The organism is Shinella sp. GW821-FHT10F02, from assembly GCF_058809275.1.
Window position 1 is genome coordinate 453,655 of sequence record NZ_JBXASL010000001.1, and the last position, 17,184, is coordinate 470,838.

Here is a 17,184-nt window from a genome sequence, read left to right on the forward strand (position 1 = left end):
GGCTAGCTTGCCCGCAATCTCAGGCCGGGGGCGGCGGTTTCCGCCAGCACCCGGCGGTCATGGCGCAGCACCTCCATGCAATCGGCGCCGAACCATTCCAGCGACGCCTCGACGGTGTCGTCGCCCGAAATCTCCTCCAGGAAGGGCTGGTAGTCGACGGTGCCTTCGAAAAGCCGTGTCATGCCCTCGCGCCGGCCCGCCGGGAAATAGACATTGGCTGGCTCGAAGACCGCGAGATCGTTGCGCGCACGAATGTTCTTGAAGTGGTAGTGGCGCACATGCGGGCGGATCGTGCGGTGGAAGGCCACGGGGTCGTCGCCGCCCTCCCAGACATGCAAAGTATCGAAATTGATGCCGAAGGCGTCATGGCCGACCTCCTCGATCAGCCGCAGGGTCGAGGCGCCGCAATCGGCGATCGTGTTCGGATGGGTCTCGGCCAGCAGCGACAGGCCGTGATCGTCGGCGAGTGCCGAAAGCTCGCGAAGCCTCGTCGCGATCAGGCGGCGTTCGTCCTCGCTGGTGGCGGCACTGCCCTTGCTGCCGGCAAAGGTGCGGATCTTTCGTGCCTGCCAGCGGCGGGCGAGGCGGATGAGCGCGAACATGCGCCGGCGCAGCTCGACCGGATCGGCCTCCAGCGGCAGGTAGTCGCTGAGCATGGGCACGTTGAGCCCGAGCCCCGCCAGCCACTCGCCGTCGCGGTCGGTGCGGTGTTCCAGGCTGCGGGCGTGCACGCCCCAGAGTTCGATGCCGTCAAAACCATTGGTGCGGGCGAAGGCGGCGATTTCGTCGAGCGAGATCAGGTGGTGACGGAAGGTGATCGTGCAGAGCGAAAGTCTCATTGGGCCACCTTCAGGGCTTGGCGGTGAACATCGGCGGGAAAGCGCGCGGCGCGCCAGAGGTCGAAGATTTCGGCGAGCTTGTGCTTAAGCTTGAATTCCTGCGCGTCGGCCTCGTCGATGCGCTTGAGGACGGCGGCGGAGAGCGCCGGGTCGGCCGTCTGGCCGAGCTTCATGCAATCATAGTGCAGCGACTTCAGGAGCTGGATCAGCGTCTCGATCTCGTCGCACCACGGGTCGAATTCTGCCGCCGGCAGCTTCAGCGCGCGCCAGAAATAGGCGAAACCGTGCTCATAGGCATATTTGCGGATGGTGATGATCGGCAGTTCGCGCACGGCAAGCGGCAGGTCGGCGAGCGTCAGGCCGCTCTTTCCCGTCAGATGCGCGCGAACGATCTCGCGCAGGCGATCGGCAAGCGGGTTCGCGTGCGGCTTGAAGCAGGCCTCGAAATAGTCGCGCACATCGGCGTCTTCCGGCGGCCGGGCCGCGCTGGAATCAAAGGCGTAACCGCCGGCGGCCGTCGGCTGGCGCACGGCGTTTAGCACGGTGTCTCGGGCGATCTCGCCCTCCCAGCGATAATCCGGGTCCAGCACGCGGAACAGCGAGGGGTCCTCGTGTTTCTCCAACATCAGGAAGTGCGGGAAGGGGTTCTGGTTGAACTTGTTCTCGCGCTCCGGCAGGTGGAACATGTCGAGCATCACCATCACGCTGCCGGCGACTGGCCGGTTCTCGATACGGTCCAGCAGGGTCGCGACGTTCTCGTCCTTGGATTTCGCATGGTCGTACCAGTCTTCGACCGTGACGCCGTAGAGGCGTTCGTACCAGCGGTGGAAGAAATCCTGGGTGATGCCGGGGGCGTGGTAGAGGATCTGGTGGCGGTCGCTGACGGCGAATTCCGTATCCCAGATGCCGAAATAGTAGGGCCGGTGGTCAATCCCGCGGCGTTTCAGGCCGTCGCAGACGCAGCTCACGAAGCAATGGACCTTGATGTCGTAATCGAGCTCGCCATGCACGCCTTCGCCGGTGGTGACGGTCGGTGCGGCAGGCGCCGAACCACGGGCGAGCAGGGCGGCGAGATCGGCGACGGTCGAAATATCCTGCCGGTTGATGATTTCCTCCGGCACGCTGACGCCGAATTCCAGTTCGAGGTTGAGGAAGATCTGCAGCACCAGCACGGAATCGAGATAGAGATCCTCGTTGAGCCTGGCATCGGGCGCGAAGGCCTGCATGTGCGGATGCGCCATGTGCTCGGCAAGCACCGTGCGGATGGCGGCGATGATATCGGCCTCGCTCATTCGGCGGCCTCCTTGTTCGGGGTGAATTCGCCGGCCGCAAAACGTGCCGCCACGTCGCGGCGGCTGATCTTGCCGTTCGCCTGGCGCGGCACGGCGGGCACCTGGAGGATTTCGGTCGGCAGCTGGTGGCCGGCGAGGCGCTCGGCGCACCAGGCGCGCACCGCATTCGGTGCCACGTCCTTGCTGGCGGAAAACAGCAGGCCGACCCGTTCGCCGGCAAAGCGATCCTCGCGGCGGAAGGCGACGGCATCGGTGACGTCGGGCATGACCATCACCGCATCCTCGACATCCTTCGGATAGACGTTGAGGCCGGACACGTTGATCATGTCGTCGAGGCGGGAGATGAAGACGAGCATGCCGTCGGCCCGGCGATAGCCGAGGTCGCGCGTCTCGATGCGCTTGCCGCCGCCGGTGACCACGATCTCGCCGGGCGCGTCGATGCCGGTGCCGGTTTCAAGGGCGAGATGCGGCAGCACGTAACCCATGTCGCCCGCGGCGGTGAGGTCGGGGTTGATGGCGATGCAGCCTGATTCCGAGCAGCCATATTGCTGGAACATATGCGTGGTCTTCGACCGGATCGCCGTGAACCAGGCGTCGGGCAAGAGCGTGCCCGAGGTCATCAGCGCATGCATCTTCTCACCTTCCGGCGTCAGCCGCGCCAGCGTGTGCAGGATCGCGGGGGAGGAATAGAGCAGCGGACGCTCGGTCTCGCGCAGGCGCCGCAGCAGGTATTTCGGGTTTGCCGTGTTGACGACGACGGGCGCCTGGCCGCGCTTCAGCGCGACGAGGATGCCGCAGATGAGGCCGTAGGAATGGGTGGTCGGGCAGGCGACGACCGGCGTCATGTCCTCGGGCTCGCGGAATGCGCGCACATAGGTCTCCACCTCGGCGTCGATCTCCGCCCAGCTGCGCGCGATGCATTTTGGCGCGCCTGTCGTGCCGGAGCTCATTTGCAGGAGCTCGCCGTCGGAGGTGACGGTGTCGGCAAGCTTCTCGGGCGTCACGCTGTTATAGTAGAGCCGGTCGCAGCCGGCATTCTGCGCGAGTTTCAGCGCGGCGGCATAGGGCGTGCCGGGATGGATGGGCAGCACGCTGCCGCCCCGGGCGCGGATCGCGAAGAACAGCGCCAGCCAGTCGGCCGTTTCCGGGAAGCAGACGGCGAGGCGGCCGATGGGTTCGCGGTCGAGCCCGGCAGCCTCGGCCATGGCGTCGACGAGGGTCTCGAACGCGTTACGCTCATAGGCGCGGTCGTCGATTTGCAGCATGAGGTCTCCTTTCCTCGCCCGGGCGGGGGCGAAGGGATTGGGAATGTCGTGGTGATATTCGGGCGCGGCGGCGAAGAGCTTTCGCGTGACGAGCGATTCCGTGCGGATGCTTGCCGCGACGTGGCCAAGCCGGGCCTGCCGGGCGGCAAGGCCGTGTTCGGTGGCATAGGTTTCGAGCCGCCGGCCGATCTTGTCCCAGAGCGCGGCTTCGGGCGTGCCGAAGGCCGTTTCGACCAGATGCGTGAGGTCGGTAAGGTTGTGGACGAAGAGCGTGTCCGTCACCAGCATGCGCAGCATGTCGAGCTGCTCGGTCCAGTAGAAATCGTCGGGCTTGGCCGTCGCATATTCCGCATCTATCGCCGGAAAGTCAGGCTCCAGATGCGGCTCGCGCAGGAAATGCCGGGCATATTCCATGCTCTCGTGGAAATCGCGCAGGATGAGGCGCACCGGCCATCCGTCGCGGTGGACGAGCAGCATGTTCTGCGCATGGGTCTCCACGGCGATGCCGTGGCAGACGAGCAGATGCCAGACCGGCAGCACGGCGACCTCGACCAGCCGTTCGAACCAGGCAGAAAGGCCGTATCGGGCAAGCCACGGCGCGATGAACGGTTTGCCATCCGCCTCGAAGACGGCAAGCGCATTGAAGGGCACGATGGCCTCGCCGGGCGCAAGCGTCGCCTCCGCGCTGTCGCGCCAGATCGTCGCGATCTCGCCGGCAAGCGGCCCGTGCCGGTCGGCGATGAGGCCGGCATATTCCTTCAGGATCGTCAGCGGATAGCGCTCCGCGAAGAGCGGATCGCCCGCGACGACGCGGCCGATCCAGTCCGAAATCACCGGCGCGGTGCAGACAGAATGCGGCGTCAGGATGCGGCGCGACGAGGTGTTGACGATGCCGAGCGAGAGCTTGACGCTCGCCCGGTGCGGGGCGTCGAGATTGTGCAACGAGCGGATCGACTGGCTGGCGAGATAGCGGTCGCCCGCCGGCCCCAGCATATGCACCTCGCCCTTGGCCAGCCATTCGGCCAGGAGGTCGTCCTTCAGGTGCTGCCATTGCCAGGGGTGGATGGGGACGAGGCCGAAACCCTCTTGCGAAAGGCCGAGGGCGGTGCGTCGCGTCTGGAGATCGCGGAACGTCTCTTCTCCCAATTCCCGGCTCCAGAAGGCGTCCTCCGCCGTCGGCAGGGCGTGGCGCAAGTGCTTGCGGGCGACGAGCAGCCAGAGAAGTTGGAAGGATTGCGCTGCTTCCGGCCCGTAGGCGCGGTTGTCCTCGAAGGAAAAGCCGGCACGCGCCTTGTAGCAGGGATGGTAGGGGTGACCCTCGTCGAGTGCCGCCTCGATGCCGGCGAAGGAGAGGCCGCGGCGGTCGCGAGCGGCAATGTTGGCCCGGTTCCAGGTGGCGAAGGAGACGGTCAGCTCCAGTTCCGACAGGAGTTTCTGTCGGTTGCGTTCCGGCCCGGGCAGGGCGCCGAGCAGCACGGCCATGGCGGCGGGCATCCACGCGCCGTCGTCTCCGCGCATCTCGACCGATGCCGGCGCGATGCGCGGACGCCCGAAGGGGCCGATGTGGCCGCGGCAACGGTAGTCCCGTCCGCCGAGCTGCCACGTCAGCCGGCTTCCTGCGTCTTCGATCGTCACCAGCCGTTCGAAAATCAGCGCAGCGACAAGCTGGCGCAGCACGCGGTCGCGTGGCGCAGCCGGGTTCTCAAGAGGCAATGGCATGGACCTGCCTCTCGATCGCGGCCTGTTCGCCGTCCCACAATGGATTGCTGATACGGCGGTAGAGCGAGCTCGTATCGTGCGCCTGAAGCTCGTCGACGCCGAAGAGCCGCGCCCGGAGATTCGCTTTGGAGGCGATGGTTGGTGCGTGGAGCAGGCTTTCGGCAAAGCGCCGCCCGGCGCCGGTCATGACCAGCGCAAGCGTTGCGAGCCGACGGCGCAGCAGCGAAAGCAGCGCTTCCTCGTCCGCCAGCCCGTCATGGCCCATGCGGCTGATGATGGAGAAGATCTGGTTGACGATGGCGTAATAGGCGAAACGGTCGCGGATTTCGGCCTCGTCGAAATAGAGGCCGTCGATGCGCTCCGTCTCGGGCACCAGGGCGGCAAGGGACGCACGATGGCTTTCGGCGAGGTAGAAGCCCTGGTTATCGCGGTAGTAGAAGGCGGAGGGAAAGCCGGTGGAGACGTCGACAAGGCTGTTCTGCTGGTGCGCTTCGAGCGCGATGCCGAAGTCGTCATAGAGGCGCAGCAGCGGTTCGAGGGCATGGTCGAGGTAGCGCTCGAACCAGATCGTGGCGACGCGGGAGAGACTTTGCGTCGTCGCGTCCGCCAGCCGATGCACGATTTGCGAGAGAAGCGAGGCCTGGCCGGGCAGGGGATCGGCGGTCAGCGCCGCAATCGTCGCGATGCCCTTGTCGCGACCTTGCACGAACGGGTTTTCGCGCAGGATGATCTCGAAGCCGCTTTCCTCGCGGCCCGGCAAATCGAGCGTGATATAGGCCGGATCCTGGATGATACCGAACGTACCGTAGCGCGCCGCGATGCCGGCCCGGTCGACCAGTTTGGCGATCGCGACACCCGCCTCCAGCTCGTGCCGGCGGTTGATGCGCAGCGAATTGGTGATGCGCACCGGCAACGAGAATTTCAGCATCCAGGGATGGTCCGGGCTATAGACGGTGCGCACCGACGAGGTGGCGGAAAAAGCTGGCCCGAAACTGCCCAGCGCCCGCAGGCTGCCGCTTTCGATCAGCCCCGGGATGTCCGGATCGAGCATCAGCGCGTCGGCCTGAAGCGGATGCATGGGCACCAGCGTTTCGCCCGGTCGCAGCCGCTCCTCCGCAAGGCCGGCCGGTACCAGCGAGCGCACGATGGCCGCGGCCGTCTGCGCCCGCGCGCTGTCCTGGCGGACGAGATGATCGGAGGCGGCGAAATAGCTGAGGCGAAAACGTCCGGAATATTCCGGCGCATAGGTCTCCTGCTGCCAGAAGGTCATGCCTTGGCGGCTTTTCGGCGTCGGGTGCAGCCAGTGGCCGTAGACGATGGACTGTTCGGCCTCCAGGAAGGTGAAACGATCGGCCGAAAGCGGCCGCGCGACCTCGATGTTCTCCGCCGTGTGCTGGTAGCTTTGCAGCACGCGCAGCATGAGGCCGAGTTCATAGGCCCGTGCGCTTTCGCGCTGGCTGCCCTCGAAAAGGCGGCAGGCGTCCTGCACCAGCCAGGGCAGGGCGCTCATCGGTTCGACGCTGCGCCATTGCGGATCGGTCACTGGCCGGGTCCACAGCGTGCCGAAATGGCAGGGGCCGCAGGCCGAGCGCGAGGTGATCTCGGCGCGCAGGATAATGCGTGCCGCCGCCAGCGTCCACTCGATGCCCTCGACGGTGCGGCCGTCGCCGTCGACATGGCGGACGGCCATGCCGGGATTGATTTCGCGCAGATAGCAGTTGGCAAAACTCTGGAAGGTTGCCCTTTCAGCGATCAACTGGGTGGTATGCATGCTTCACCTGGTCTGTTTACAGGATGGCCATGGCGGGAAGGGTGCCGGAAAGGTTCATCGGCTAGGCAGGCGGCGCGGCAAGGCCCTGGGCGGTCGTATGGGGAACGTGGACGCGCGTGGAGACGCGATAATCCCGGGCGTGGCTATTCGTTTCGCGTGGTTCTTGGTCGGTCGAGCGTGAACGCATCTTCCCTCCGGCTGTTAACTGAAACCGCTTCGCCATCGGCGCACAGATCGTAAGACGACGAACCTCCCAATTTTTTTCATGCGGAAGCGAAAACAGTTTTAGCGGGTCGGCGCGCCTCCATTTTGGTGGATTAGCGCATGGTTTGCGCGGGCGACGCCTTGGCTGACGATAGAAGTTGAATGCGTTGCTCAAGAAATGAGAGCGCAAACCTCCTGGCGGCATGGACAAAGATGAGAGTTTTAGTCTAGTTATCACATTTATGTGAAATGCCGTGATGGGGATCGTGAAATGGTTTGGAGCACGGGTGGCAGCAAAGCGGTGCTGCGTCGGGAAAAAGCCTCTTCAAAAGCCCGGTTGCGGGTTTTGATCGGTGCAGGGCTCATCGGCTGCCTGTATCAGGCGCCGCACGCGCTTGCGCAGGAGACCGCCTTGACGCCCATCGTCATCGAGGGACAATCCGGCAGCCCGATTTTAACGGGTGACAGCTATTTCGTGACCAACACGACGACGGGCAGCAAGACCGACACGCCTTTGACGGAAATACCGCAGTCGGTCTCCGTCATCACGCGGCAGGAAATGGACGACCGCAGGCCCGCCCAGCTGGAAGATGCCATAGCCTACACGTCGGGCGTCGTGGCATCGCCCTGGGGCATGGACGACCGCTTCGACGAGTGCCTCATTCGCGGCTTCGACCTGTGCACGTCCAATCTCTACCGCGACGGATTGAACCAGCGCCTGATCGGCTATTCCGGATTCAAGATCGAGCCCTATGGCATGGAGCGCATCGAGGTCCTGAAGGGGCCGGCCTCGGTTCTCTACGGCGAGAATGATGTCGGTGGCCTCGTCAATGCGGTGACCAAGCGCCCCACAAGCGAACCGTTGCGGGAGGCGTTCGTCAGCTACGGCAGCTTCAATACGATCGAGACAGGCGTCGATTTCGGAGGGCCGATCGGCGATGACGATCTTTGGACCTACCGCTTTACGGGACTTTATCGCGACGGCGGCACGCCGATCGACTACACGGAAAACGATCGGATTTACCTCGCACCCGCGCTGACATGGCGGCCCGACGACACGACCTCCCTTACGATTCTTGCAAACTACCAGTCGGACCGGATGATGCCCGGCTATTCCGTCCCAGTGCCGGGAATGAGCGGCTATACCGGTCCCGAAGTCTCGCGGGACTTCTTCACCGGCTCGCGCGGCTTCGATCGTTTCGACGCCGATCACGGCTCGATCGGCTATCAGTTCAGCCATGAGTTCAACGAAAACTGGACTGTCCGGCAGAATGTGCGGTATGCGCGCCAGACAACCGATTACCGGCAGCTCTATTTCGGCGACTACGCGGGCGACAATGCCGTGCGGCCGGACGGCCACACGATAGCTCGCACCGCCTACACCGTTGATGAAACCGCGTCGATGTTCACGATCGACAACCAGCTTCAATACGATGCCTCCTCGAACCTGATCGACAACAAGCTCCTCGTCGGGCTGGACTACAATCGCTGGAACGTCGATGGCGTGAACCGGTATGGCCCCGGGCCGGATCTCGACATCCTCGATCCGGACTTTTCCCTGCCGGTTCCCCGGCCCGATATCGACGAAGACCTGGAGCAGACCGTCGGCCAGCTCGGCCTTTATATCCAGAACCAGAGCAAGATCGCCGATCATCTCGTCGTTTCCCTGGGTGTCCGGCAGGCATGGATCGAGAACAAGATCGACGATCGCCTGGCGGGCGAGAAATCCGTTCAACGCGACGATTCGCTGGTGAAGCAGGCGGGCATCGCCTACCTCTTCGACAACGGCTTCACGCCCTATGTGAGCTACGCGGAATCTTTCATCGTCAATCTCGGCCAGACCCGGACGGGAGACAATTTCGCACCCTCGGAAGGCAGGCAGTACGAGGCCGGTGTCAAATACGAACCGACCTTCTTCACGGGTTCCGTGACGGCAGCGATCTTCGACCTGCGCAAATCCAATGTGCTGACCACCGATCCTGCGGATTCGAATTTCTCCGTCCAGACGGGTGAGGTTCTGCACAGAGGCTTTGAGCTCGAAACGAAGGCGGAACTTGATTTCGGCCTGTCTCTGACGGCCGCCTACACCTATCTGGATGCTGAAATCACCAAGAGCAACGATGGTTATGCCGGAAACCGGCCGTCGCTGGTTCCCAGGAACACCGCGGCGCTTTGGGCGAACTACACGTTCGACGAGGACAGCGGACTTGCCGGCTTCAGCGCCGGCGCGGGCGTACGTTACATCGGCGCCTCGTTCGGCGACGAGGACAACACCATTCGCGTGCCGAGCTATACCGTCGCCGACGCGGCGTTGCGCTACAAGCGCGACCAGTGGGAGGCGGCGATCAACGTCACCAATCTGTTCGACAAGAAGTATTTCGCGACGTGCTACACGGGCGAGGGTTGCTACTACGGCGAGCGGCGCAACATCACGGGCAGTCTCAACGTCAAGTTCTGATCGCCCAACGACATTTATTCCATCCGCTGGAACTCTTTAGGAACGCTATAGGAAGCCCCTTCATACCGCAGGCGATATTCGCCGGCGGTCGTCTGCTTCTTGTCGATGCATTCGCCATCCTTGTCCGGCGTGCTGACGGTCGTCGTCTTCTTCTCGCTGACGACGATGTCGGCGAATGCCCTTTGTGCAGAGGGCCGCATCGAGAGCGTGCGCGCCGTATCGTGAAACTCGCCTGCGCAGTTGGTATCCCATTCGCCCTGGCCCTCGGCGACCACGATATTGTCCAGCACGGGTTTGAGCGCATCGTCGTCGAGCAGAAAGAGCCACAGCGCCGTTTCGCCAAAAGGATTCGGACGCGAACTGCCCTGCAGCGAAAGGCGCAGCCCGAAGGCTGTCTTGCCGGGAGCGAGGTGATAGCGCGCGGTATCGAAGGCGACACTTGAGACGAAAACGGCATCGTCGGACATCAGCTTCGGAAGCCGCAGGCGTGCCTTGAGATCAAGACGGTCGCTATCGACAACGAGCAGTTCGATATCCCCTTCATTGCCGTCGTCCGATTGTTCGCGCATGAGCGGCACGGCGACCAACGTGAGTTCAGGCCGCGCCGGCCAGATCCGGCAGATCATCGCATGGGTGTCGTCGCCGCTGTCCGTCGGAAGCTTGATGGTCTCGCCGCCGACCTCGAAAACTCCTTCGGACGTGCTTTTCGCGGCTGGGTAGGCTTTCTGGATGATGCTGGCGCTGCGCGTGCCGCATTCGTTTTGACTTGCCAGAACCACCGGCGCGCTCAAGGCGAGGATGCCGGCCGCGAGTGTCAGCAGCCCGAAAGGCCGAGCAAAATTCGTTGTAGGAAATTTCATGCCATGCCTCTCAGCCGATCGAACGCTGGGGCATGGGATATCACATTCGAGCCGCGATCCGGTAGGTGGCTGGTCTCAGGCCGCCCGGGTTTCCTGGTTCCACGGCGGAGCGGGCTTGTCAGATCCCCGACCCGTCGAGCTGCTGGGCGTCGTCGCCTTCCCAGGGAGAGGGTGCGGAGGCGCGGTTGGGATTGGCCGAGGGCATCGGCATCCAACACTTCAGCTCCGGTTCGGCATATTCGACGATGCGGCCGGGGGAGGAATCGGAGGCGCGCCAGCCTTCCGCGCCGAACTGGTCGCCGTTCGACCAATAGGCGACGTCGACTTCCGCCGGTCCCTGCTCGGACGAGCGGACCGTGACGAGGATCCGGCTGCCGTCTCTCGGCGCGCCCGCCATGTGGCGCCAACGGTCTGGCTCATCCATCGTTTTTTCTCCTACCTCACTGCTGGTTGAAGTGTCGCCTCGCCATCGAAAGCGGTCAACCCAAACTTTGCGCAACCGATCTCATCGCGGATGCCGGACCAATGCGTCGCGCGGGAACCCGGCCGCGAGACTGTCGATGAAACTGCGGACGGCCGGGGGAAGGCCGCGGCGTGTCGTGAAGACGAGGTGGACCAGGCCCTGCACGCCGCGCCAGACGGGAAGGACGCGCACCAGAGACCCTGCGGCGAGCGCCTCCCGGCAGGTATGGTCGGGCAGAAGTGCAATGCCCAGGCCAGCGATGGCCGCCGCGCGGATAGCGGAAAAATCGGCGCAGCCCATGCGCGGCGTGTGGCGCATCACATGCGTCCGGCCATCGTCGGTTTCGAGATGCCAGTCGACCTCGACCTGCTCGTCGCTGGTCGCAAGCGTCGGAAGGGCGGACAGTTGATCGAGGTCGGCGATCCGGCTCGCCAATTGGGGCGCGGCGACGAGGATGCGCATGGAATTGCCGAGCGAACGCATCGTCAGCGAGGCGTCGCTGTCGAGCGCGGTGCGGACGCGCAGCGCGACATCGATCCGTTCCTCGATCAGGTCCACGGCCCTGTCGACGGCGACGAGCTGAAGGTGCACCTTCGGGTAGCGTTCCAGAAACTGGGACACGACAGGGCTGACCGATTCCACCAGCCCGGTCGGGCAGCTCATCCGGATCAGGCCGTGCGGCTCGGAATGGGCCTCGGCGACGATCGTTTCGGCGCGTTCGGCCTCGGCCAGCATTGCGCGGCATCGCTCGTAATATTTCTGGCCGACATCCGTCACGCGGAACCGGCGGCTTGAGCGCTCGATGAGACGGACGCCAAGGCGCTCCTCCAGGCCGGCCACCCGCCGGCTCAGCTTCGACTTCGGCTCGCGCAGCGCGCGCCCGGCGGCGGCGAACCCGCCATGGGCGACAACTTCGGCGAAATACACGAGGTCGTTCAGATCCGTTCGCATGCCATCGTTCCTTTTATGGAACGATGAGTATCATATTTGCCGACTATTCGCATCAGCGTTCTGCACGCACCTTGTTTTCATCAGCAACGGGCTGAAACAAAGGAGCAAGACAATGACAAACAGGTTTGAAAACAAGACCGTCGTCGTCACCGGCGGCACCAGTGGCATCGGTCTGGCCACCGCGAAGGCATTTGCTGCCGAAGGCGCTTCGGTCTTCATCACCGGTCGCCGCAGGGAAGCGCTGGACGCTGCCGTCAAGGAGATCGGCGGCCGGGTCACGGCCGTCCAGGGCGACATGAGCAAGCTCGCCGACATCGACCGTCTTTATGACGCCGTCCAGCAGAAGCACAGCCATATCGATGTGGTGTTCGCCAATGCCGGCGGCGGGGAATTCGCCCCGCTCGGCGCCATCACGGAAGAGCACTACCAGAAGACCTTCGACACGAACGTGAAGGGCGTGCTGTTCACCGTGCAGAAGGCGCTTCCCCTGCTGCGCGACGGCGGCTCGATCGTGCTGACGTCGTCCACCACCGGCGTCTCCGGCACGCCGGCATTCAGCGTCTATTCCGCCACCAAGGCGGCCGTGCGCAACTTCGCCCGCAACTGGATCCTCGATCTCAAGGATCGTCGCATCCGCGTCAACGCGATCAGCCCCGGCGTGACGGAAACGGCCGGCCTCAACGAACTCTTCGGCGGCGGCGACCAGGCGGACGGCACGAAGACCTACCTGGCCGGCCTCATCCCGTCAGGCCGGATCGGCCAGCCCGAGGAGATCGCCAAGGCCGTCCTGTTCCTAGCCTCGGACGAAGCCTCCTTCGTCAACGGCGTCGAGCTCTTCGTCGACGGCGGGCAGGTGCAGATCTGAACGGCGAGGATAGGAGAGCTGCCATGTCCCACGACATCGCCACGCTGCTGATGCGCAATCTTATGGACGTGTTCGGCGAGGGCGATGCCGCCCGCCGCCGGGCCGTGGTCGACGAGATCTTCCATGAGGATGCCGTCTTCGTCGAGCCGCACGGCATCTATCGCGGCCGCGACGAAATCTCCCGCATTGCGGGCGTGATACGCGCCACCCATCCGACGTTCCGATATTCGCCCATCGCTCCGGCCGAGGAGTTGCATGGGCTGGCGGGGCGGCTGCGGTGGGTCGCCGGCCATCCCGGCCAGCCGCCTGCCTATGCGGGCACCGATTTCGTCGTGGCCAGAGACGGACGGATTGCTGCCGTCTACCTGTTCTTCGACGGAGACCCCGATCCGACTGGCGCGCTGATCGTGGCGTGACCGCTTGCAAGAACCGTTGCCGGATATGAGCGCGTCCGGCGACGTCCTGACGCGCTCGCGATGATAATTGGGCGCTGGAAATCGGATTTTGAAATAAATTCAAAAACGCCCTTCTTGCCGTATAATATTCCCTGTTCTTTGCTTGAAATTCGATTCTTCAGTCCGGTTTTCCGAGGGATTTAGAATAGAATTCTGTTGTCCTCGGTCTGCTCCAGCACTAGCGTTGAAGCGCTTCAATTGGATCGACCGCCATGCAACGCAAGCGTCCAACCATTGCTGATGTCGCCCATGCCGCCGGTGTTTCCATCGGCACGGTGTCGAATTTCATCAACGATACGGCGACGATCAAGCAGGCGACGCGCGAGCGGATCGAGAAGGCGATTTCCGACCTGATGTACCGGCCGAGCGCGATCGCCCGGTCGCTTCCCGGCCAGACCCTGCGCAAGCCCGGCCTTGCAACATTGCCGCGCCTGCTGGTCGTCGGCCGCGTCAGCGTCGATTTCCTGTGCCGGGTGGATGTGCTACCGCACCGCGACGATCGCATCACCGCCCAGCATATCGAGAAGGCGCTCGGCGGGCCGGCAGCGAACCTTGCCGTGGCGGCCGCGGCGGTCGGCGAGCCCTATGCGCTCGACGTGGAGCTTGCGACGGCCGTCGGCGACGATCCCGAAAGCGACTGGGCGCTGGCTTCCCTTTCGAAGCTCGGCGTGCATGCGCTACCGCTGCGGCGGACCTTCAACAGCCGCCTCTCGCAGGCCGTGGTCATCATCGAGCGCAACGGCAGCCGCACGATCATCAGCGAACCGTTCGAGCTGAGCGAGGTCGACCTGACGGCCAACCTGGATATCCAGCGGGAGACACGACCCGCGTGCCTCCATATCGAGGGTTTCCACTACGAAAGCATGACCGGCTCCATCGCCCGCTTTCACGAGGCCGGGTGGAAGGTCAGCCTGCATTCGGCCGGCCTGCCGGCGAGCGTGCGCACACCGGATGCCTTTACCGCGATGATCCAGTGCATCGACCTGACCTTCATCAACGACGTGACGTTGCGCGAGATTTTCGGTTTCCGCACGCCGATGGCGACGATGATCGAGCAGACGCACGCCATGCTCTCGCAGATCCGCAAGCGCGGCGACGTGGTGCTGACGCTCGGCGAGTTCGGCGCGGTCGTTTTCCGCAAGACCGGAGCGCCGCAGATCGAGGTTCCGGCCCTGCCGGTCGACCGGGTCGACGCCACCGGCGCGGGCGACAGTTTTGCCGGCATCTTCCTCAGTCTCTGGCTGCATGGCGCCTCGCTGGAAGACGCCGCGCGCTACGCCGCCATCGGCGGCAGCCTCACCACGACGGTGGAAGGCGCCCAGGGATACATCGCGAGCTTCGCGCAACTGGAAGCGGCCCGCGCGCCCGAACGGGAAAAGATGGCCCGGTGAAACACACCGGCGCTCTGTCGAGAACAGGAGAATGGATATGACGAAGACCAAGGTGCTGTTGGTAGGGGAGAGCTGGGTGAGTTCGGCGACCCACTACAAGGGTTTCGACCAGTTCGGCAGTGTGACCTTTCATCTCGGCGCCGAGCCGCTGGTCGCGGCGCTGAAGGACAGCGATTTCGACCTTCACTACATGACCGCCCACGAGGCCGTTGAAAAGCTGCCGTTCACGCTCGAAGGCCTTTCCGAGTATTCGGTGATCATCCTGTCGGATATCGGCGCGAATTCTTTACTGCTCCATCCCGACGTCTGGCTGCACGGCAAGACCATTCCCAACCGGCTGAAGCTCCTGCGCGACTGGACGGCGGCCGGCGGCGGGCTGATCATGATCGGCGGCTATTTCAGCTTTCAGGGCATCGATGGCAAGGCGCGCTGGCACCGCACGGCAGTCGAGGACGCGCTCCCCGTCACCTGCCTTCCCTACGACGACCGCCTCGAAATCCCCGAAGGTTTCCGCCCCGTCATCAACGCCGACCACGCGATCTTTGCCGGTATCGATGGTGAATGGCCGGTGCTTCTCGGCGCAAACGAAGTCGTTGCGCGCGAGCGTGACGATGTCGAAGTTCTGGCCTCCCTTCCCGACGATCAGGGCGGACATCCGCTGCTCGTTACCGGAACTTACGGCAAGGGCCGCACCGTCGCCTGGACGTCCGATATCGGCCCGCACTGGCTGCCGAACACCTTCGTCGAATGGCCGGGTTACGCGAAGCTCTGGAAGAACGTGCTGGGCTGGGCCGCCCAGCAGGTATCGTAAGGGGCTGCCGACATGACCGCTCCCTTTCTCGCAGCAAGAGGTATCGCCAAGCGTTTCGGCGCCCTGACGGCGCTGTCCGGCGTCGATCTCGACATCAATGCCGGCGAGGTGCTGGCGCTTCTCGGCGACAACGGCGCGGGCAAATCCACCTTCATCAAGATCCTCGCCGGGGCGCATGCCCAGAGCAGCGGCGAGTTGCTGGTGGAAGGCGCGCCGGTCTCCTTCGCCTCGCCGAAGGATGCGGCCTCCTCGGGCATCGCCACGATCTTCCAGGAACTGGCGCTTTCGGAAAACCTGTCGATTGCCGAAAACGTCTTTCTCGGCCGTGAGCTGAAACGCTCGGTCCTCGGCATCCCGTTCCTGAAGCGCGGGGAGATGCGCAAGCGGGTGGATGCGCTCTTGACCGAGCTGGACGCCCATATCTCCGATCCGGAAGCGCCGGTCGGCAGCCTTTCGGGCGGCCAGCGGCAGGCGGTCGCCATCTGCCGGGCGCTGAACCTGAACGCCAAGCTGGTCATCATGGACGAGCCGACGGCGGCACTCGCGGTAGCCGAAACCCGCAAGGTCCTGTCGCTGACGCGGCGGCTTGCCGAGCGCGGCTGCGCGGTCGTGCTGATCAGCCACAACATTTCCGATGTCTTCGAGGTCGCCGACCGCATGGTGGTGTTCCGCCGCGGGCGCAAAGTCGCCGAAAGGCTGCGCGCCGACACCAATCCCGAAGAGATCGTTTCGCTGATAACGGGCGCCCATCCCGACGTGCGGGCGCTGGAAAGAACAAACTAAAAAGCACGTCCAATACGTCCAGAGAGGTTCAAAATCGCCATGCTGAAACAGATCAAGACCATGCTGACGGTGTCCGCGCTGTCGCTCGCCGTTGCAACCGCCGCCTTTGCCCAGGACAAGCCGAAAGTCGCCTTCGTCCCGCAGCTCATCGGCATTCCCTACTTCAATGCCATGGAGGCCGGTGGAAAGAAGGCGGCCGAGGAACTCGGCGTCGAGTTCATCTATAGCGGCCCGGTCGATACCAACCCGGTCGACCAGTTGCAGATCGTCCAGAACCTGATCGACCAAGGCGTCGGCGCCATTTCGGTCAGCGTGCTGGATGCCTCCAGTATCGCCCCCGTCGTGGAGGCGGCGACGGCCAAGGGCATCAAGCTCTTCACCAGCGATAGCGATGCGCCCGATAGCGGCCGCGCCGTCTATGTCGCCCAGGCGACCGACGAGGGGCTTGGCAGCGCCATCATCGACGAACTCGTCAAGCGTGTCGGCGAGGATGCGAAGATCGGCATCGTCTCCGGTGAGGCGACGGCCTCCAACCTGAATGCCTGGATCGGCTTCATGCAGAAGCAGGCTTCCGCAAAATATCCCAAGCTGCAACTGCTCGAACCGCAATATGCCGGCGGCACGGCGCAGCGCGCAGCGCAGATCTCCGGCGACCTGATGGCGGCCAATCCCGATATCAAGGCGATCATCGCGGTCGCCTCGACCACATGCCCGGGCGTCGCGCAGGCGATCGAGACTGCCGGCAAGATCGGCAGCGTCATCGGTGCCGGCTATTGCAGCCCGAACACGGCCCGTTCCTATCTGAAGAGCGGCGCGTTCGGCTTCACCGTCCTGTGGGATCCGGCACAGCTCGGTTACCTCACCGTCTGGGCTGGCAAACAGCTCATCGATGGCAAGGCCTTCGAGGCGGAGAACACGGTGCCGGGCTTCGCCCAGCCGGTCACCTACGATGCCACCACGGGCATCCTGCTGCTTGGACCGCCGGCCGTCTTTACTGCGGAAAACGTCGACAAGTTCGACTTCTGAGCGGCGTGACGGGAGGATGCGACCGGTGATG

14 protein-coding genes are annotated in these 17,184 nt (G+C 64.1%); 7 read left to right on the top strand and 7 right to left on the bottom strand.

Features of this window, described 5'->3' with window-relative positions; genetic code table 11:
• Positions 1-2 precede the first annotated feature (2 nt).
• The 4 genes from AC1RWL_RS02085 to AC1RWL_RS02100 are packed head-to-tail and all read right to left on the bottom strand — an operon-like array spanning position 3 to position 6,886.
• Entirely contained in the window at positions 3-839 is an 837-nt protein-coding gene (locus tag AC1RWL_RS02085; protein WP_493093471.1) for a sugar phosphate isomerase/epimerase family protein, read from the bottom strand.
• Positions 836-2,131 (bottom strand): DUF6005 family protein, encoded by a 1,296-nt coding sequence (locus tag AC1RWL_RS02090; RefSeq protein ID WP_493093470.1) that lies wholly within the window; start codon positions 2,129-2,131, stop codon positions 836-838. The genes AC1RWL_RS02085 and AC1RWL_RS02090 overlap by 4 nt, the downstream gene beginning before the upstream one ends.
• Entirely contained in the window at positions 2,128-5,115 is a 2,988-nt protein-coding gene (locus AC1RWL_RS02095; RefSeq protein ID WP_493093469.1) for an IucA/IucC family protein, read from the bottom strand. Before AC1RWL_RS02095 ends, AC1RWL_RS02090 begins: the two co-directional genes overlap by 4 nt.
• Positions 5,099-6,886 (bottom strand): IucA/IucC family protein, encoded by a 1,788-nt coding sequence (locus tag AC1RWL_RS02100; RefSeq protein WP_493093468.1) that lies wholly within the window; start codon positions 6,884-6,886, stop codon positions 5,099-5,101. The genes AC1RWL_RS02095 and AC1RWL_RS02100 overlap by 17 nt, the downstream gene beginning before the upstream one ends.
• Positions 6,887-7,502: 616 nt before the next feature.
• On the opposite strand from AC1RWL_RS02100, the gene AC1RWL_RS02105 reads away from it, so the two are divergent.
• Positions 7,503-9,548: a TonB-dependent siderophore receptor gene (locus AC1RWL_RS02105; RefSeq protein WP_493093467.1), complete on the top strand. Its 2,046-nt coding sequence runs from the start codon at positions 7,503-7,505 to the stop codon at positions 9,546-9,548.
• A gap of 14 nt (positions 9,549-9,562) precedes the next feature.
• On the opposite strand, the gene AC1RWL_RS02110 is transcribed toward AC1RWL_RS02105, so the two are convergent.
• From AC1RWL_RS02110 to AC1RWL_RS02120, 3 genes are all read right to left on the bottom strand, one after another.
• A complete protein-coding gene (locus AC1RWL_RS02110; protein WP_493093466.1) occupies positions 9,563-10,339 on the bottom strand; it encodes a PA3715 family protein in 777 nt (258 codons plus the stop codon).
• Positions 10,340-10,526: 187 nt separating this feature from the next.
• On the bottom strand, positions 10,527-10,832 hold the full coding sequence (locus AC1RWL_RS02115) for a hypothetical protein (protein WP_493093465.1): 306 nt from the start codon (positions 10,830-10,832) through the stop codon (positions 10,527-10,529).
• A gap of 81 nt (positions 10,833-10,913) precedes the next feature.
• On the bottom strand, positions 10,914-11,822 hold the full coding sequence (locus AC1RWL_RS02120) for a LysR substrate-binding domain-containing protein (protein WP_493093464.1): 909 nt from the start codon (positions 11,820-11,822) through the stop codon (positions 10,914-10,916).
• Between the two features lie 112 nt (positions 11,823-11,934).
• Here AC1RWL_RS02120 and AC1RWL_RS02125 point away from each other — a divergent pair, with 112 nt between their 5' ends.
• The 6 genes from AC1RWL_RS02125 to AC1RWL_RS02150 all read left to right on the top strand — a co-directional run bounded on the left by AC1RWL_RS02125 (position 11,935) and on the right by AC1RWL_RS02150 (position 17,153).
• Positions 11,935-12,687, top strand: coding sequence for an SDR family NAD(P)-dependent oxidoreductase (locus AC1RWL_RS02125; protein ID WP_439623404.1), 753 nt, complete (start codon positions 11,935-11,937; stop codon positions 12,685-12,687).
• 23 nt (positions 12,688-12,710) lie between these two features.
• Positions 12,711-13,103: a nuclear transport factor 2 family protein gene (locus tag AC1RWL_RS02130; RefSeq protein ID WP_493093463.1), complete on the top strand. Its 393-nt coding sequence runs from the start codon at positions 12,711-12,713 to the stop codon at positions 13,101-13,103.
• A gap of 251 nt (positions 13,104-13,354) precedes the next feature.
• Positions 13,355-14,533: a carbohydrate kinase family protein gene (locus AC1RWL_RS02135; RefSeq protein ID WP_493093462.1), complete on the top strand. Its 1,179-nt coding sequence runs from the start codon at positions 13,355-13,357 to the stop codon at positions 14,531-14,533.
• 37 nt (positions 14,534-14,570) lie between these two features.
• Positions 14,571-15,344, top strand: a complete 774-nt coding sequence (locus tag AC1RWL_RS02140) for a glutamine amidotransferase (RefSeq protein WP_493093461.1) — start codon at positions 14,571-14,573, stop codon at positions 15,342-15,344.
• 12 nt (positions 15,345-15,356) lie between these two features.
• Positions 15,357-16,127, top strand: coding sequence for an ATP-binding cassette domain-containing protein (locus AC1RWL_RS02145; RefSeq protein WP_256115209.1), 771 nt, complete (start codon positions 15,357-15,359; stop codon positions 16,125-16,127).
• A gap of 39 nt (positions 16,128-16,166) precedes the next feature.
• Positions 16,167-17,153 (top strand): autoinducer 2 ABC transporter substrate-binding protein, encoded by a 987-nt coding sequence (locus AC1RWL_RS02150; RefSeq protein ID WP_493093460.1) that lies wholly within the window; start codon positions 16,167-16,169, stop codon positions 17,151-17,153.
• The last annotated feature ends 31 nt before the right edge of the window (positions 17,154-17,184 follow it).

Excerpts from the sequence above, each read along its gene's own strand:
- AC1RWL_RS02115 (WP_493093465.1), bottom strand. The coding sequence starts at position 10,832 with ATGGATGAGCCAGACCGTTGGCGCCACATGGCGGGCGCGCCGAGAGAC.
- AC1RWL_RS02120 (WP_493093464.1), bottom strand. The coding sequence starts at position 11,822 with ATGCGAACGGATCTGAACGACCTCGTGTATTTCGCCGAAGTTGTCGCC.
- AC1RWL_RS02090 (WP_493093470.1), bottom strand. The coding sequence starts at position 2,131 with ATGAGCGAGGCCGATATCATCGCCGCCATCCGCACGGTGCTTGCCGAG.
- AC1RWL_RS02135 (WP_493093462.1), top strand. The coding sequence starts at position 13,355 with ATGCAACGCAAGCGTCCAACCATTGCTGATGTCGCCCATGCCGCCGGT.
- AC1RWL_RS02130 (WP_493093463.1), top strand. The coding sequence starts at position 12,711 with ATGTCCCACGACATCGCCACGCTGCTGATGCGCAATCTTATGGACGTG.
- AC1RWL_RS02140 (WP_493093461.1), top strand. The coding sequence starts at position 14,571 with ATGACGAAGACCAAGGTGCTGTTGGTAGGGGAGAGCTGGGTGAGTTCG.
- AC1RWL_RS02145 (WP_256115209.1), top strand. The coding sequence starts at position 15,357 with ATGACCGCTCCCTTTCTCGCAGCAAGAGGTATCGCCAAGCGTTTCGGC.
- AC1RWL_RS02125 (WP_439623404.1), top strand. The coding sequence starts at position 11,935 with ATGACAAACAGGTTTGAAAACAAGACCGTCGTCGTCACCGGCGGCACC.
- AC1RWL_RS02100 (WP_493093468.1), bottom strand. The coding sequence starts at position 6,886 with ATGCATACCACCCAGTTGATCGCTGAAAGGGCAACCTTCCAGAGTTTT.
- AC1RWL_RS02095 (WP_493093469.1), bottom strand. The coding sequence starts at position 5,115 with ATGCCATTGCCTCTTGAGAACCCGGCTGCGCCACGCGACCGCGTGCTG.
- AC1RWL_RS02150 (WP_493093460.1), top strand. The coding sequence starts at position 16,167 with ATGCTGAAACAGATCAAGACCATGCTGACGGTGTCCGCGCTGTCGCTC.
- AC1RWL_RS02085 (WP_493093471.1), bottom strand. The coding sequence starts at position 839 with ATGAGACTTTCGCTCTGCACGATCACCTTCCGTCACCACCTGATCTCG.